11 protein-coding genes, 1 tRNA gene, 2 pseudogenes and 2 riboswitches are annotated in these 17,210 nt (G+C 63.5%); of the genes and pseudogenes, 3 read left to right on the top strand and 11 right to left on the bottom strand.

Translation table 11 applies throughout. The features are described from left to right. Positions 1-129: 129 nt before the first annotated feature. The 8 genes from AC3WLT_RS05020 to AC3WLT_RS05055 form a co-directional block, all read right to left on the bottom strand. The gene (locus tag AC3WLT_RS05020) at positions 130-1,851 is read right to left on the bottom strand and encodes a thiamine pyrophosphate-binding protein (RefSeq protein WP_492590807.1); all 1,722 of its coding nucleotides are present in this window, start codon (positions 1,849-1,851) and stop codon (positions 130-132) included. A 224-nt stretch (positions 1,852-2,075) separates the two neighbouring features. Continuing rightward, entirely contained in the window at positions 2,076-3,464 is a 1,389-nt protein-coding gene (locus tag AC3WLT_RS05025) for an L-serine ammonia-lyase (protein ID WP_492590808.1), read from the bottom strand. Positions 3,465-3,491: 27 nt separating this feature from the next. Beyond that, positions 3,492-4,622: an alginate lyase family protein gene (locus AC3WLT_RS05030; RefSeq protein WP_492590809.1), complete on the bottom strand. Its 1,131-nt coding sequence runs from the start codon at positions 4,620-4,622 to the stop codon at positions 3,492-3,494. Between the two features lie 116 nt (positions 4,623-4,738). Beyond that, positions 4,739-7,669: an aminomethyl-transferring glycine dehydrogenase gene (gcvP, locus tag AC3WLT_RS05035; RefSeq protein WP_492590810.1), complete on the bottom strand. Its 2,931-nt coding sequence runs from the start codon at positions 7,667-7,669 to the stop codon at positions 4,739-4,741. A gap of 70 nt (positions 7,670-7,739) precedes the next feature. Continuing rightward, the gene (gene gcvH / locus AC3WLT_RS05040; protein ID WP_492590811.1) at positions 7,740-8,120 is read right to left on the bottom strand and encodes a glycine cleavage system protein GcvH; all 381 of its coding nucleotides are present in this window, start codon (positions 8,118-8,120) and stop codon (positions 7,740-7,742) included. Positions 8,121-8,314: 194 nt separating this feature from the next. After that, the gene (gene gcvT, locus AC3WLT_RS05045) at positions 8,315-9,433 is read right to left on the bottom strand and encodes a glycine cleavage system aminomethyltransferase GcvT (RefSeq protein ID WP_492590812.1); all 1,119 of its coding nucleotides are present in this window, start codon (positions 9,431-9,433) and stop codon (positions 8,315-8,317) included. Positions 9,434-9,513: 80 nt separating this feature from the next. Then, positions 9,514-9,671: riboswitch (glycine riboswitch) on the bottom strand. Between the two features lie 23 nt (positions 9,672-9,694). After that, a riboswitch (glycine riboswitch) is annotated at positions 9,695-9,795 on the bottom strand. Positions 9,796-9,959: 164 nt separating this feature from the next. Then, on the bottom strand, positions 9,960-10,310 hold the full coding sequence (locus tag AC3WLT_RS05050; protein WP_492590813.1) for a hypothetical protein: 351 nt from the start codon (positions 10,308-10,310) through the stop codon (positions 9,960-9,962). Between the two features lie 173 nt (positions 10,311-10,483). Beyond that, complete coding sequence (locus AC3WLT_RS05055; RefSeq protein WP_492590814.1) at positions 10,484-11,533, bottom strand: oxidoreductase; 1,050 nt, start codon at positions 11,531-11,533, stop codon at positions 10,484-10,486. Between the two features lie 335 nt (positions 11,534-11,868). Between AC3WLT_RS05055 and AC3WLT_RS05060 the strand changes: the two genes are divergently transcribed. Together AC3WLT_RS05060 and AC3WLT_RS05065 are read left to right on the top strand one after the other, a co-directional pair. Continuing rightward, on the top strand, positions 11,869-13,959 hold the full coding sequence (locus AC3WLT_RS05060; RefSeq protein WP_492590815.1) for a UvrD-helicase domain-containing protein: 2,091 nt from the start codon (positions 11,869-11,871) through the stop codon (positions 13,957-13,959). A 120-nt stretch (positions 13,960-14,079) separates the two neighbouring features. Beyond that, complete coding sequence (locus AC3WLT_RS05065; RefSeq protein WP_492590816.1) at positions 14,080-14,676, top strand: hypothetical protein; 597 nt, start codon at positions 14,080-14,082, stop codon at positions 14,674-14,676. Positions 14,677-14,759: 83 nt separating this feature from the next. Here AC3WLT_RS05065 and AC3WLT_RS05070 read toward each other — a convergent pair whose 3' ends face one another. Then, positions 14,760-15,665 carry a c-type cytochrome gene (locus tag AC3WLT_RS05070; RefSeq protein ID WP_492590817.1) on the bottom strand — a complete coding sequence of 302 codons (906 nt, stop codon included), beginning with the start codon at positions 15,663-15,665 and terminating at the stop codon, positions 14,760-14,762. 296 nt (positions 15,666-15,961) lie between these two features. Between AC3WLT_RS05070 and AC3WLT_RS05075 the strand changes: the two genes are divergently transcribed. After that, a tRNA-Arg gene (locus tag AC3WLT_RS05075) sits at positions 15,962-16,037 on the top strand. Between the two features lie 54 nt (positions 16,038-16,091). Here the strand turns inward: AC3WLT_RS05075 and AC3WLT_RS05080 are convergent. Continuing rightward, a pseudogene (locus tag AC3WLT_RS05080) lies at positions 16,092-16,268 on the bottom strand (tyrosine-type recombinase/integrase); the annotation flags it as partial. Positions 16,269-16,568: 300 nt separating this feature from the next. Next, positions 16,569-17,210, bottom strand: a pseudogene (locus AC3WLT_RS05085) (hypothetical protein); the annotation flags it as partial.

Below are 17,210 nucleotides of genomic sequence, written 5' to 3' on the forward strand. Positions count from 1 at the left end.
TTTTTAGCCTGAGCTGTGAGAGCCGCGTCCGGGTTTGGCGCGGCGCTCGACACGCAAAAAGCCCTGCGGGTGGTGGAGCCGCAGGGCTTTTTCTTTGGTGCTTCGCTGTGTGCAATTTGCGCTATCGCTTCACGACTCTCCCCGCAGCTTGCGCCCCTGCTCCCGAATCTGCTCCAGCGTCGCGCCTGGCGTGCTCGCCTCTTGCAGCATGCGAATCTCGATCACCGCCGCACGCTTCGCCTCAATCGCGCGCTGCAACGCCGGCAGAAAATCTTCAGTGCGCTCCACCGTTTCGCCGTGCGCGCCGAACGACCGCGCGAACGCCGCGAAGTCCGGATTCGTGAGGCCCGTGCCGTGCACGCGATTCGGATAGTGCCGTTCCTGATGCATCCGGATCGTACCGAAGTGGCCGTTGTTCACGACGATAAAAATCACATGCAGGTCGTATTGCATCGCTGTCGCCAGTTCCTGCGCGGACATCATGAAGCAGCCGTCGCCGGCTAACGCGACCACTGCGCGTTGCGGATAGAGCGACTTCGCCGCAATCGCCGCCGGCACGCCGTAGCCCATCGCGCCGCTGGTCGGCGCGAGTTGCGAGCGGAAACGCCGATACGAGAAGTGCCGATGCAGCCATGTCGCGTAATTGCCGGCACCGTTGGTGACGATCGCGTCTTCGGGCAGATTCGCGCGCAATTGCTGGATGACTTCGCCCATTTGCACGTCGCCTGGAATCTGACGCGGCTTGCGCCAGTCGAGATACGCGCTATGGGCCTCTTGCGCCGTGCCGGACCATGCGGGCGTGCCGGAAGACGGCTTTAACCCGGCAAGCAGCGCGGTCAGCTCCGGCATGCCGGAGACGATCGGCAGATCCGCCGCGTACACACGCCCGAGTTCCTCCGCGCCCTGATGCACGTGAACCAGCGTTTGTCTGGTCTTCGGGATATCGAGCAGCGTGTAGCCGTTCGTGGTTGCTTCGCCCAAGCGAGGACCCAGTGTGAGCAACAGATCCGCATCGCGGATGCGTTGCGCAAGCGCCGGATTGATGCCGAGGCCGACGTCGCCGGCGTAGTTCGGATGTTCGTTGTCGAGCGTGTCCTGGAAGCGGAACGCGAGGCCGATCGGCAGTTGCCAGTTCTCGACGAAGCGTTGCAGGTCCGCGCACGCTGCCGGCGTCCAACCGCTGCCGCCGGCGATCACCATCGGCCTTTGCGCGCCTTCCAGCAGTTGCCGCAACTGTTCGATCTGCGCCGCGGACGGCGATGCCGCGACACGCTTGTAGGCTGGTGCGCCGGCAACGACAGCGCATGCATCGCTCAACACGTCTTCCGGCAACGACAATACGACCGGTCCCGGACGTCCCGAGGTCGCCGTGTGAAACGCATGACTCAGATATTCGGGAATGCGTCTGGGGTCGTCGATTTGCGCGACCCACTTGGCCATTTGACCGAACATGCGCCGGTAGTCGATTTCCTGAAAGGCTTCGCGATCCAGATGCTCGCGCGCGCATTGACCGATCAGCAGAATCATCGGCGTCGAATCCTGGAATGCGGTGTGCACGCCGATCGACGCATGCGTCGCGCCCGGTCCGCGCGTGACGAGCGCAACGCCCGGACGGCCGGTCAGTTTTCCGACTGCTTCAGCCATGTTTGCAGCCGCTGCTTCGTGCCGGCAGACGATGGTCTGGATACGATCGGTTTCGTCGTGCAGCGAATCGAGGACGGCGAGAAAGCTTTCGCCGGGCACACAAAAGACACGTTCGACACCGTGCGTCAGCAAGGCGTCGACGACGAGACGCGCACCGGTGGTTTGGGCGGTGGGAGAACCGGAAACGGGCGTATTCGGCAGCGACATTGCGATGAAGCCTCCAGACATTGCGTGAGTGCGGTCGGATGGTGCCGCATCGGCCGGAACCCAGCCAATGAGCGCTCGCACAGCTTACGCCGACAGCGCGTCCGGTGTCACGGCGCAGCGCAACTGTCATCCGTACGCATCACATGAGATGCACCAACAAAAACGCGGGCTGAAGCCCGCGTCGTCTGTCACTTGCGATCACGCACAACCACGCACAACCGCTCTCAACACTCGACAATATTCACCGCCAAGCCGCCGCGCGACGTTTCCTTGTACTTCGTCTTCATATCCGCGCCGGTCTCGCGCATCGTCTTGATCACCGAATCGAGCGACACGTAGTGGCTGCCGTCGCCGCGCAACGCCATCCGCGCCGCATTGACCGCCTTCACCGACGCCATCGCATTACGCTCGATGCACGGAATCTGCACCATCCCGCCGACCGGATCGCACGTCAGCCCGAGGTTGTGTTCCATACCGATTTCAGCCGCGTTCTCGACCTGCTGCGGCGTGCCGCCCATCACCGCGGCGAGCGCGCCGGCCGCCATCGAACAGGCGACGCCCACTTCGCCCTGGCAGCCCACTTCCGCGCCCGAAATCGACGCGTTCAGCTTGTACAGAATGCCGATCGCCGCCGCCGTCATGAGAAAGTCGATCACGCCTTGCTCGTTCGAGCCCGGCATGAAGCGCGTGTAGTAATGCAGCACCGCCGGAATGATGCCGGCCGCGCCGTTGGTCGGCGCGGTGACCACGCGCCCGCCCGCAGCGTTTTCTTCGTTGACGGCGATTGCGTACAGGTTGATCCAGTCGATCATCGACAGCGGATCGCGCAGCGCCAGTTCCGGATTGCCCGACAGCGCGCGATACAGCTGCGGCGCGCGGCGTTTCACCTGGAACGGGCCGGGCAGATTGCCGTCAGCATCGGGATTGTTGATGCCGCAACCGCGCGCCACGCACGACTGCATCACGTCCCAGATCTTCAGCAAGCCTGCGCGCGTCTCTTCTTCGGTGTGCCACACGCGCTCGTTTTCCCACATCAGCTGCGCGATGCTCTTGCCGGTCGATTGGCACAGCGCGAGCAACTCGTTGCCGCTGCGGAACGAGTGCGGCAATTGATCGACGGCGCTCAGCACCTTCGTGTTCGGCGCGCCGGCCGTCACCACAAAGCCGCCGCCCACCGACAGATAGGTGGACTCGCGCAACGTCTCCCCTTGCGCGTCGAACGCGCGCAGCTTCAGGCCGTTCGGGTGCTCGGGCAGTGCCTGCCGATAAAACGAAATGTGATCTTTTTGCACGAACGGCACGTCGTGCATGCCGAGCAAAGCCAGCTTGCGCGATACCCGCACCGCTTCGAGCCGCTGCACGATCGTGTCGGGGTCGACGGTGTCAGGCGCATCGCCCATCAGCCCGAGCATCACGCCGCGATCCGTGCCGTGGCCCTTGCCCGTTGCGCCGAGCGAACCATACAGATCCACCTTCACCGATGCCGTCGCGCCCAGCAGCCCGTCGCGTTCGAGCCCTTGAGCGAACATCAGCGCCGCGCGCATCGGTCCCACCGTATGCGAACTGGACGGACCAATGCCGATTTTGAAGAGGTCGAATACGCTGACCGCCATGACTGCTCCCTGCTGATAAAAGTGAGTTTAGCGCGCCGGCAGCGGTAAGCACACGGCGAGCCACGCGGGCGGCGCCGGCGCGAGCTGCAGCGCGATCGGCGTATAGCGTCCATCGAGACGCGCCGCCAGGTGAAACAGTTCCGTCGCGTTCTTCGGGTCCCACTGACCCGAATAGCCGGGCAAGCCGGCCTCGCGACGTTTGGCATCGAACGCGACGTTCGAATGCACGAATTCTTCATGCGTCTTGCTGCCATCCGCATACGGCGCAAGCCAGTTGAGCGCGCCCTCCAGCGATGCGCCGTTCGTGCCCTTCTCCGGCAACCAGTTGCGGTTGTGGCGGCGCGCGGCGAGCGCGGCGGTCACGAGCGGTTGCAGGTCATAGGTGACGTAATGCAGTGCGTCGCGTTCGCCGAAATCCACGGTCGAGCCGTCCGGCGCGATGTTGTCGCCGATATGCTCGTCAAACAGGCGCTGCGCCGCATTGATCATCTTGCGGTTATCGAGCGTGAACGCGGCCATCGCAACCAGCTTGATTCGGTGACTCTGCCAGTTGTTGCGATACGTGCCCTTGAGCGGGCGCGGCTGCGCGTCGATCTGCGCGATGTAGCCGCTGGCGAGCTTCGTCAGAAACGCCATCGACGCGTTGCGGGTTTTCACCGGCAACGCGCTCGCGGTCATGTCGTAGGCGAGAATCAGGCCCTCAAAATGGGTTTCGTCGATGGGATTGAAGTTCGGCTGATAAGTCGTGACCCACGCAAACAGCAAACGGTCGACCAGCTTCAGATAACGATCGTCGCTGGTCGCGCGCCATGCCAGCGCGGCGTCGCGCAGCAGGGGGAGATCTTTCTCCGCCTCGACACTCTGATCGTAGATGCCCTCGTGCGGCAGCGTGCCTTCGGTATGCAGTGTCGCGAGCGCTCGCGGCGGGTCGTTCAGATGCGCCTGCACATTGCTCACCAGGGCTTTGACGCCGGGATCGGCGTTGGTCCGCTCGCTGGTTTGCAGCGCGGGCGCCGCACAAAAATTCATCGCGGCTTGCGCCTGCCGCAGCGGCAGCAGCACGGCCGCGCCAGCCAACAATAGCGCGCACGTCTGCTGCCACGTCTGGGCTCGCCTTATTTCGGTCCGGCTTTGCATCAATCGCACCTTTCGCGCCATGCGAAACTCCTCGTTGGGCTGATTCGGTGTGTGATGTTAGCCGTTTGCGGGCACGAACGACAGAACCGCGCAGCGCCCGCTTACAACCTGCGGGCAATGCGCGGTCATGGCCGCGATTACTCGTAGTCGGCGACCGGCACGCAGGAACAGAACAGATTGCGGTCGCCGTACACGTTGTCCGCACGGCCGACGGGCGGCCAGTACTTCTTCGCGATCAGAGTGGGCAGCGGATAGGCTGCGGTTTCGCGCGCATACGCATGCTTCCATTCATTCGCGATGGCTACCGCTGCCGTATGCGGCGCATGCTTGAGCGGATTGTCTTCGCGGTCCGAGCGGCCTTCTTCCACTGCGCGGATTTCCTCGCGGATCGCGATCATCGCTTCGATGAAACGGTCGAGTTCTTCCTTCGATTCCGATTCGGTCGGCTCGACCATCAGCGTGCCCGGCACCGGAAAGCTCATGGTCGGCGCGTGGAAGCCGTAGTCGGCGAGGCGCTTGGCGACGTCGTCGACGGTAATGCCGCTCGTCTCCTTGAGCGGGCGCAGATCGAGAATGCACTCGTGCGCGACCAGTCCGCCCGGGCCCGAATACAGCACCGGATAATGCGGCGCGAGTTTGTTCGCGACATAGTTCGCGTTGAGGATCGCGGTTTCGGTGGCGGCGGTGAGGTTCTTCGCGCCCATCATCGCGATGTACATCCACGAAATCGGCAGGATCGAAGCGGAGCCGTACGGTGCGCCCGATACCGCGCCAATGCCGTTCGGCGTGCGTTCGTAGCCCGACGAAATCTGGTTCGGCAGGAATTGCGCGAGATGCGCGCCGACTGCGACCGGACCGACACCCGGTCCGCCGCCGCCGTGCGGAATGCAGAACGTCTTGTGCAGGTTCAGATGCGACACGTCGCCGCCGAACTGGCCCGGCGCACACAGGCCGACCATGGCGTTCATGTTCGCGCCGTCCACATAGACCTGGCCGCCGTGCGCATGCACGATCTCGCAGATTTCACGGACGTTCTGCTCGAACACGCCGTGCGTCGACGGATACGTGATCATGATCGCCGCGAGCTTCCCGGCGTGTTGCGCGGCTTTCTTCCGCAGGTCTTCGATATCGACGTTGCCTTGCGCGTCGCACGCGACCACGACCACCTGCATGCCGGCCATCTGCGCCGACGCCGGGTTCGTGCCGTGCGCCGAAGCGGGAATCAGGCAGACGTTGCGGTGCCCTTCGCCGCGCGACGCATGGTACGCGTGAATGATCAGAAGGCCCGCATATTCGCCTTGCGAGCCGGCGTTCGGTTGCAGCGACACGGCCGCGTAGCCGGTAGCCGCGACCAGCATCTGTTCGAGCTGATCGATCATTTCGCGGTAGCCGACCGTTTGCTCAGCCGGAGCAAACGGGTGAATCTGACCGAATTCGGGCCACGTGACCGGCAGCATTTCCGAGGTCGCGTTCAGCTTCATCGTGCACGAGCCGAGCGGGATCATCGAGCGATCGAGCGCGAGGTCCTTGTCCGACAGGCTGCGCAGATAGCGCAGCATTTCCGTTTCCGAATGGTGGCGGTTGAACACGTGGTGCGTGAGATAGGCGCTGGTGCGCTCGAGCGCTGCCGGCACCGTGCTCTGTGCGGGGAGTTCTGCGTCGAGGGCATCGATTTGCGGGACTTCGTCGACAAAGGCTGCTTGCGCGAACGCGGCGAGCAGGTCGGCTAGGTCGCTGCGCTTGGTGGTTTCGTCGATCGAGATGCCCACGCGCGTGTCGCTCACGCGGCGCAGATTGATGCGCCTGGCCGTCGCCGCGTCATGCAGCGCCTGGGTGCGCGCGCCGGTTTCGAACGTGAGCGTGTCGAAGAACGTCTCATTGACGAGCGTGTAGCCGAGCTTTTTCGCGCCGGCTGCGAGCAGCGCCGCGATGCGATTCACGCGCAGCGCGATCGTCTTGAGGCCTTGCGGGCCGTGATAGACCGCGTACATGCTCGCCATGATCGCAAGCAGCGCCTGCGCGGTGCAGACGTTCGAGGTCGCTTTCTCGCGGCGGATATGCTGTTCGCGCGTTTGCAGCGCGAGACGCAGCGCCGGATTGCCTTGCGCGTCGACAGTCACGCCGACGAGACGCCCCGGCATCTGACGCTTGAATTCGTCGCGCACGGCGAGGTACGCCGCATGCGGGCCGCCGAAACCGACCGGCACGCCGAAACGCTGCGTATTGCCGACGGCCACGTCCGCGCCCCATTCGCCCGGCGGCGTGAGCACGGTGAGCGCGAGCAGATCGGCGGCGACCACCACATGGCCGCCCGCGGCGTGGATCGCTTCGGTCAGCGCGCGGTAGTCACGCACGTCGCCGTTCACGCCCGGGTATTGCAGCAGCACGCCGAACGCGTTGGCGTTCGCGGCGTCCGCGGTCGGGCCCACTTTCACTTCGATGCCGGCCGGCGTCGCGCGGGTCTTCACCACTTCGATGGTTTGCGGCAGCACGTCGTCGGCCACAAAGAACACGTTCGACCTCGGCTTGCCGATGCGTTGCAGCAGCGTCATCGCTTCGGCGGCGGCGGTGGCTTCGTCGAGCAGCGATGCGTTCGAGATCGCCAGACCCGTCAGGTCGACGATCATCTGCTGGAAGTTCAGCAGCGCTTCCAGACGGCCCTGAGAGATTTCCGGCTGGTACGGCGTGTACGCGGTGTACCACGCCGGATTTTCCAGCACGTTACGCAGGATCACCGTCGGCGTGTGCGCGTTGTAATAGCCCTGCCCGATGTACGAGCGGAACACCTGGTTCTTGTCCGCCAGTTCACGCAACGCGGCGAGCGCTTCGGCCTCGCTCTTCGGCTGCGCGAAGGGGCCGAGCGGCAGCGTTTCGCTGCGGCGGATCGTCTTCGGGATCACGGCGTCGATCAGCGCGGCGCGCGACGCGAAGCCCAAGGCTTCGAGCATCGCATGCTGGTCGGCCGAATCCGGGCCGATGTGCCGTTCGGCGAAGGCGTCATGCACTTCGAGCGCGGCGAGCGAGAGAGGAGTGCGGTTCATCAGACGATCCGGGTGTTCGAGCTTCATGGGTGTTCCTGGCGGTGCGGCGCGCCATGCTGACGGAGGCCGCACCTGACGGTTTAAACGAGTAGGTGGATCAGGCGCCGATCGACTTCGAGTACGCGTCGGCGTCGAGCAAACCATCTTGCGTGGCGCCGTCGGCGGGCTTGATCTTGAAGAGCCAGCTTTCGTACGGCGCACTGTTGACCGAATCAGGCGTGTCGGCCACGGTCGTGTTCGCTTCGATGATTTCGCCCGAGACCGGGGCGTAGATATCGGAAGCGGCTTTCACCGATTCGATCACGGCGACGGTGTCGCCTGCCGTAACGGTCTTACCCAATTCCTGGACTTCGAAGAAGACGATGTCGCCGAGCGCTTCCTGCGCGTGGTCGGTAATGCCGACCGTCAGCGTGCCGTCCGCCTCGGTGCGGACCCATTCGTGCGATTCGGTGTATTTCAGATCGGCCGGGATGCTCATCGGTTGCTCCTATGCGGTGTAATTCGGTAGATATTTAATAAAAGGGCTCCCAAACCTGTCGCTTCGCGCCAGGCCCCCGAGGGGGCAATCCCCCAATCCCCCAAGGGGACTTCCTTCGGGGCGGGGGACTTCCTGCGGAGCGGAAAACTTGGGGCGGCCCGGGGTTTTCTTGAGGGAGACGCACGCGCGGCCGCTTAAACCGCAAGCACTTTGCCGTTGCGCACGAACGGCAGTTTTACCACGCCTGCGGGAAGGGCTTTGTCACGAATCTGAACGTGAACGGTGTCGCCCGGCTGCACGCCTTTCGGCACGCGTGCGAAGGCGATCGATTCCTGCATGGTCGGCGAAAAGGTGCCGCTGGTGATTTCGCCGTCGCCGTGCGGCGTGACGACTTTCTGGTGCGCACGCAGCACGCCTGCCGCCTTGCCGTTTTCCTTCAGCAGAATCAGGCCGACGAACGCAGCCTTCGAGCCTTCTGCTTCGAGCTTGCCCTTGCCGACGAAGTCGCGCGGCGAGGTCAGATCGACGGTCCATGCGAGGCCGGCGTCGAGCGGCGAGACGTTGTCGTCCATATCCTGGCCGTACAGGTTCATGCCGGCTTCGAGGCGCAGCGTGTCGCGCGCGCCGAGGCCCGCCGGACGCACGCCTTGTGCTTGCAGCGCGTTCCACAGCGCGACGACGTGATCTGCCGGGACGATGATTTCGAAGCCGTCTTCACCGGTATAGCCGGTGCGCGCGACGGTCAATTCGCCGAACGGCGTGCCTTCGACGCGCGCGGCGTTGAAGGGCTTCAGAGCTTCGGTGGCGGCGCGCACGGCCGGTACGGTTTGCCAGACTTTTTCGCGCGCATTCGGGCCTTGCACGGCGACGATCGCGTAATCGCGGCGCGGCGTGATGGTCAGGCCGAAGCCGCTTTCGGCGTTGAGCTGGCCGAACCAGGCGACGTCTTTATCGGCGGTGCCGGCGTTGACGACCACGCGGAAGTGATCTTCGCCGAAGTAATAGACGATCAGATCGTCGATCACGCCGCCGTTCGGGTTCAGCAGGCAGGAGTAGAGCGCGCGGCCCGGCGTTTGCAGCTTGGCGACGTTGTTCGCCAGTGCGTATTCGAAGAAGGCGCGCACGCGCTCGCCGGTGAAATCGACGACGCACATGTGCGAGACGTCGAACATGCCGGCGTCGGTGCGCACGGCGCGGTGTTCGTCGATCTGCGAGCCGTAGTTGACGGGCATGTCCCAACCGCCGAAATCGACCATGCGGGCGTTGAGCGCACGATGGGTGGCGTTGAGCGGAGTGTGTTTGAGTTCGGTCATGGGGCCTCGGGCATCTCGCGAAACAAAAAAGGCCATGCGGCGCGACGCCTCGCGGCCTGATGCCTGCGAGCGATGCGTTGCATGACCCCTCTGTCCTCGATACCTGAGAGATTGCGCTGCCGGGCGACGTGATTCGAATCGCTACGGTGAAACGCGCGCCCCTTCGGTGGGCAGCCTGCCTAAGTCTGAGTCATATGCACGACGCAGACGGCTACTGCCGCTCTCCAGAGTGCGAAAAACCTTGGCCGTGAGGCGGGTTCTTCGACGCGGTCGGTCCTTTTGCCTGAGAGTTTGCGGGTGTGCCCCTTCGGCGGCGCGGCCTGCTGAAAAATGCGGCCAGCGCGCTCTCCCGACGCGTGCGGCGAATGTACGCGAGGGCCGGGGGCTTGTCAAATAAAGGCCTGCAAGCGGCATGCCGATTGGCGCGGCGGGATGGCGTGCCTCAAAAAAAAAGCGCGGGACGTGATGCCCGCGCGATTGCTGCCGTTGTTTCGATGCCCGACTTGGTGCGCGACTTGGTGCGCGATTATTCGCCGATGGCGTGGGCTGCGTTGTCCAGTTCCTGATTCAGCACGCGTTGTTCGTCGCCGGAGATGCCGCCGCCGTGCTGTGCGGCCATGTCGTGGGCTTCCTGACGGATCACGTCCAGACGATGATGCAGCGCGGCGCCTTGCGGGGGCGGGTAGTAGCCCTCGTTCACGCGGGCGTCGATACGGCGGCCGAGATTATCGATGCGGCCGTCGACCTGATGGAGACGTTGGTCCGCGATTTGCTGCGGATTGGGGCGCGGCGCGGGCGCGGGTTGGGGGGCCACCACGCAGGCGGCCAGCGAGGTGAGCAATGCGCATGCGGTGAGCGCGCGGATGGAACGATGCATGGATTCTCCCGAGTTTGTTTTGTTGCCTGGAATAGGAACGGTTTCACCTTGCCGGGCGCTGACTGCTCGGGTGGGTTTTTTGTAACGGGATATTCCTTTCCGGATTGTCAGTTTTGGTTTTTTTGGGCGGCGGCATTTGTCTGTGTGCCCCCGCGCCGCCGGTTTTTTCTTTCTTATCGAATACGCTCAAATCCCAGCCGAACCCCTTCATCCGAGCTCCGGGCTGCAAGCTCGACAACCGTCATGACATCGACAGCATCTTGCGCGCTGACAGGAAACTTCACGCCGTTCTGAATGGCATCAGCGAGCGCAATATAAAACCCGGCATAGTTCCCGTTGCGAGTGGGAACCTCGCGTTCAACCTCTTGCGAGCCTTCAAGCACACGCAATACGCCCGCCGTATTGCCGGCGCCAAACCCCTCATCCCCCGGCCGCAAGCCGGCCTTCAACTGATCTTCCTGCGTATCGAGCCCGTATTTCACATAGCTGCCGCGCGTGCCGTGAATCGCAAACCTGGGCGCGACCAGCGCCGTCAGCGCGCTTGCATGCAACACGACCTCGAACGCGCCATAGCCCAGCTGGATATGCACATAATCCGGCGCGCTAGCCTGATCGCGATGCGCCCGGACCGTCGCCGAAACCGCCGCCGGCGTGCCGAACAACGCCAGCGCCTGGTCGATCAGATGCGGCCCGAGATCGAACAGCAAACCGCCGCCTCGCGAAGCTTCCTCGCGCCAGCGCTGCCGAATCTCCGGCCGGAACCGGTCGAAATGCGATTCATATTGCGTGATGCGCCCCAACTCGCCGCTGGCGAGCAGATCGCGAACGGTCAGAAAATCGCCATCCCAGCGACGGTTGTGAAAAGGCACGAATAGCCGGCTGCGGACGAGCGCGATGTTGGCGAGCGTGTGCGCGTCGGCGGCGGTGAGCGTGACGGGCTTGTCGACCACCACGTGCTTGCCCGCTTCGAGCGTTCGGCGAGCGAGGTCGAAGTGCGTGTCGTTGGGCGTCGCGATCACGACGCAGTCGATTTCGTCGAGCGCGAGCAGCGCGTCCAGATCGGCGACCACCTTCGCGTGCGGATAGTCGGCCAGTGCGTGCTCGGGTTGGCTGGTCGCGATCGCGGCGACGCTCGCCCGCCCGCAGTGCTCGATCACCGGCGCGTGGAAGGTCGCGCCGGCAAAACCGTAACCCATCAATCCAATCTTCAACGATGCGGACATGCGTGTCTTCCTGCAAAAACGGCGCGCCGCTTTGCCACCGCGGCGACGGCGCGCAACAACGTAATTGTGGCATGTCCCGAAGACGGACTGTCAGCGTCGTCGCGGGTGTCTGTCGGAGCTATCTGTCGTCGCGGCTGTTAAGGCAGCCACGGCGGGCTTCCGTGTGCTTCCGTGTTAACATCGCTCCTCTCGCGCGGATCGCGGCGAGCCGGAACGCCCTTCGCACCACGAGAGGCGCCCGTTCCAGCCGTCCGCTCTGCGAAGCATGCCCCCGGGGCTTTCGGTCTGGCGACCCGCACCCAAGCGCCCTCAACCGCATTACCCATCCACAGACGATGTCCGCAGGCCTGAACCCCGCTCAAAATGAAGCGGTCCGTTATCTCGACGGCCCGTGTCTCGTGCTCGCCGGCGCAGGCAGCGGCAAGACGCGCGTGATCACGCAGAAAATCGCGCACCTGATCGAAGCCAAAGGCTTCGAGCCGCGCCACATCGCCGCCGTCACGTTCACGAACAAGGCCGCGGCGGAAATGCGCGAGCGCGTCGGCAAGCTGCTCGAAGGCAAGACGCTCACCACGCCCGGCAAGGAAGGTCGCAAAGTGCCCGTCAATCAGTTGACGGTCTGCACCTTCCACTCGCTCGGCGTGCAGATCCTGCGTCAGGAAGCCGAACACGTCGGTCTGAAGCCGCAGTTCTCGATCATGGATTCGGACGACTGCTTCGGCATGATTCAGGAACAGGTCGGTTCGACGGACAAGGGCTTCATCCGCAAGATCCAGTCGATCATCTCGCTGTGGAAAAACGGCCTGATCATGCCCGAAGAGGCGATCGCGATCGCCGCGAACGAGGACGAGCACCAGGCCGCGATCGTCTATCGCAACTACGTGGCGACGCTGCACGCGTATCAGGCGGTCGATTTCGACGACCTGATCCGCCTGCCCGCCGAACTCTTCGCGAAGAACGAGCAGGTGCGCGACCGCTGGCAGAACAAGCTGCGCTATCTGCTGATCGACGAATATCAGGACACCAACGCCTGCCAGTACGAGTTGCTGAAGCAGCTGGCCGGCCCGCGCGCGGCGTTCACGGCAGTGGGCGACGACGACCAGGCGATCTACGGCTGGCGCGGCGCGACGCTCGAAAACCTCGCGCAGCTCGGCAAGGATTTCCCGAAGCTGCATCTGGTGAAGCTGGAGCAGAACTACCGTTCGACGGTGCGCATTCTGACCGCCGCCAACAATGTGATCGCGAACAACCCGAAGTTGTTCGAGAAGAAGTTGTGGTCCGAGCACGGCATGGGCGACACGATCACTGTCACGCCGTGCAACGACGAAGAGCACGAAGCGGAATCCGTGGTGTTCCGCCTGTCCGCGCACAAGTTCGAACGGCGCGCGAATTTCCGCGACTACGCGATCCTGTATCGCGGCAATTTCCAGGCGCGCATCTTCGAGCAGGTGCTGCGGCGCGAACGGATTCCGTATGTGCTGTCCGGCGGGCAGTCGTTCTTCGACAAAGCCGAGATCAAGGATATCTGCGCCTATCTGCGCCTGATCGCCAACGCGAACGACGACCCCGCGTTCATCCGCGCGATCACCACGCCGCGCCGCGGCGTCGGCAATACGACGCTCGAGGCGCTCGGCTCGTTCGCCGGCCAGGCCAAGGTGTCGCTGTTCGAGGCGGTGTATATGGGCGGCATCGAGGCGCGCCTCTCGCCGCGTCAGATCGAGCCGATGCGCGTGTTCTGCGATTTCATGCAGCGCCTCACCGACCGCGCCGAGAAGGATGCCGCGGGCACCTTGCTCGACGAACTGATGGACGCGATCCACTATGAAGCCTATCTGTACGATGCGTTCGACGAACGTCAGGCGCAGGCCAAGTGGCAAAACGTGCTGGAGTTCATGGAATGGCTCAAGCGCAAGGGCACCAAGGCTGAGCCCGATCTCGGCAACGGCGGCGAAGCAACCGGCTACGACAATGCCGACGGCCTCGCCGACACCGGCAAGAATCTGCTCGGCCTGATCCAGACGGTCGCGCTGATGTCGATGCTCGAAGGCAAGGAAGAAGATCCGGACGCGGTGCGGCTCTCGACGGTGCACGCATCGAAGGGGCTGGAGTATCCGCACGTGTTTCTGGTGGGCGTGGAGGAAGGCATCATGCCGCACCGCGGCGGCGCCGACGACGAACCGGTCGACGACGCGCGCATCGAGGAAGAGCGCCGCCTGATGTACGTCGCGATCACGCGGGCGCAGCGCAGCCTGCATCTGAACTGGTGCAAGAAGCGTAAGCGGGCGCGCGAAACGGTGGTGTGCGAGCCGTCGCGCTTCATCCCCGAAATGCTGCTCGACGATGCGCCGCCGCCGACGCCCGAGGAAGCGCCGATGTCGCCGAAAGACCGGCTCGCAAGTTTGAAGGCGCTGTTGCAGAAACCCTGAATGTGAACGCGAGCGCGCGTTGGCAAAACCCCGCGCGCGGCAGGTGCATCGGCGGTTTTGAAGGGCGCGGGCGCTACAGTGGCACGGCTCGATAACTGGACGTTACCCGGAGACCGTTGCATGACCACGCCGCCCCTCGCGCACTATCGCCGCGCGCTCGAAACCTACATCGACGCGAAGGACAACACGCGTGCCGAACGCATCGCCGCGGCCTTTGTGCCGGAGGCGGTGCTGACCATTTCGTTGGCGACGTCGAATATCGCGTTTCCGGCGCGCACCGTCGGAACCGATGCGATCGCGAAAACGCTCGTGAGCGATTTCGGCGCTCAGTATGCGCAGTGCCGGACCTATTACGTGTGCGACTCGCTGACGGTCAATGACCGCACGATCGACGCTTTACCGTGGCTGGTGGTGATGCGCGAACTCGCGACCGGGGCCTTGCGCGTCGGCCATGGCGTGTATCGCTGGAGATTCGATGACGCGGCGAACGTCACGGGTTTTCATATCCACATCGCGCGCATGGATGTCGTGCCCGATGCGGACGGGGCCTTGCTCGCAGCGTTGCAAAAGGGCTTGAGCTATCCGTGGCTCGCGCCGGCCGACCTGCGCGAGCATTTCACGTCGCTCGCGCGAAGTACGCCGGCGCTGGCGTTCGTCGAGGCGTTTAGCCGGCCGGCGATTGTTGTTGCACTAGACGATAACCATACCGGCGCATAAAACGAATCACGCGTAAAAAATCCCTGCCCGTGTAGCCACGGCGCAGGGATTTTTCGTGTTGCCGGACACGCCAGAAAGGCGATTTATTTCGCCGCGCTGACCATGTAATCGACAGCGGCTTTCACGTCAGTATCGGAGGCAGTGGAGCCGCCCTTCGGCGGCATCGCGCCCTTGCCGTGCAGCGCGTAGTTGTAGACGGTGTCCATCGGTTCTTTCAGCCGCGCCGCCCAAGCGTCCTTGTCGCCGAATTTCGGTGCGTTCAACACGCCTGCCGCGTGACATGCCTGGCAAACCTGCTGATACAGCGCCTTGCCGGCTTGCGATGCGTCCGCGCTTTGCGTGGCGCCTGCTGCTGGCGCGGCTGCTTGCGGCACGCTAGCCATCGCCGCCAGGGCAGCTGCGGCTTGGGCGGCCGCAGCGTCCGAGGCGCCGGCCGGCGCCGCGGCGGCTGCGCCCGACGCTGCTGCCGCACCCGAAGCCGCCGCTGCGGGTTGAGCCGGTTCAGGGAAGCTCGCGCCGGAGTTGTTCACCATATACGCCACCGCGCGGGCGACTTCGAAGTCGCTGTAGTCGTCAGGGCTGGTGCCGCCGCGCGCGGGCATCGCGCCCTTGCCGGTCAGCGCCGTATGCAGGAGCGTGTCGAAGCCTTGCGTGATGCGCGGCGCCCAGTCGGCGGTATTGGTGAATTTCGGCGCGCCTGCCGTGCCCGACGCGTGACACGCGGAGCAAACGGCCTTGTAGACTTCTTCGCCGGATTTGTAGACGCGCGGCGCGTTGGCGTCACGAATGTCGACCTGCGCCAACGGCTTGATGCGGGCGCTGACCTCGGCTTCGGAGAGACTGTCTGTGCCGGCGCCGGTGCGGGTCGAGTTATCGACGTAGACCGCCAGCAGAACGATGATAACGATCGGTACAGCAAACCCCGCGATGATCGCAGCGACGAGCTGCTTGGGGGTTTTGATCGGGGCTCCGTGTGGTGCTTCGCTCATGCTTGTCTCGTCTCCGTGGGTATGTGAGCGGTACAGCGTGACGGCAACTTCTTGTTCTTGAATCAGCCACGGACGATTATAGACGCAACGTTTCGGCGGCGGCGAGCGGCGCGGCGAGGTGTTCAGCAGGCGTTTACCCGCATCGTCGGGCGCTCCTTGCGGCGCTCGGGCGGCGGTTCTGAAGCGCCAAATATCGCCATGCAGGCCGTCCGGTGGACGGTTCGGACGAAACCGGGTATCCTTGCGGTCTCGCTTTGGCGTCGCTCCCGCTCAGGTTGCCGCGCTTTCGTGTTGAAGCGCCCGTAGCTCAATGGATAGAGTACTGCCCTCCGAAGGCAGGGGTTGCTGGTTCGATCCCAGCCGGGCGCACCAACCCTGACAAGGGTTCCAACGAATCCACCCGTTTTCTCCCCCTCCGAACTACAGCTAAATTGCAGCTAACTGCGGTATAGCTGGCACCATCATCGGCTGCACCCACTGAGCCAGGTGATCGGCCGACAGGTGCGCGTACCTTTGCACCATCTCTAGCGTTTCCCATCCCCCCAGCTCCTTCAGCACCTGTAACGGCGTGCCGCGCTGCACATACCAGCTTGCCCACGTGTGGCTTTGGCGCAGCCGACACGGCCGCCGAGGTATTCGGGTGCAATGAAATCGAACCGTTGCAGCGGCGGTTCGCGCAGCTTAATGACTGGATCGGTGAGGAGGTCGTGCGCTTCAAGCCATATTCGATCAGGTCGCCGACGGCGGCCTAGCGATGGGGACACGTCCTACGGAGCGTGTCGAAATTGATAATTGTGCGGCAGCGTTCGCTTGTCGTTCGTGTCGACCCTCCAAGTCATAGAAAGGTGTGCCCAGACTTGGCCGACTTATTAGCGAGTGTGACGGGATCCCCCGAGCTTACGGCTAGTTCACTTCCACGCTCCCGAATTGCTCCGGCTGCACTTTGCAAAAGTCGTCAAGAACGGCGAAAACCTTGGGTAGGTGCTCGGAGTATGTGGCCACGTAGTTCAACGTAACAACCCGCCTATCAATTCCGGGTAGGTTTGATGCTTGAATTTGAGGCTTGATCGACAACCAATACTTCTTCAACTCTTCGGGGCAAAGACCCGCAACCAGACCATTCACCGTAGCAACGTACCCTCTATCGCTACCGCCAGCCCAGAAGCTACTCTCTAGGTTGCGGAGACAATGATCCGCGAAAAGAAAGATGTTGTCACGGTCGATCAGGGGGTTGAAACATGTGTCAAAGAGGTACTTATTCATTACGGCACTGATGCCGCCAGAGTCGCCCGTCCCAGACTCATCATAGAAACCACAGCCGATACCCGAGCCCGACGGGTTTAAACGATTTGCAAGCTGATAACCGGTCGTCAGCTCCCACGTCTGCTTGCACAGCTCGCGAGCGCTGGTGCTCAACCCATGGGCTAACGCAATGGCACAGAGCTGGAGAGGCGTCTGAAGATGTACGCTAGTGTTCTGAGTTAGAAATTCATTGAAAGATGTCAATCCCGTACTAAAGTGTCTTGTATGGCACTTGATACGGGA

The organism is Paraburkholderia sp. FW306-2-2C-D06C, from assembly GCF_058781505.1.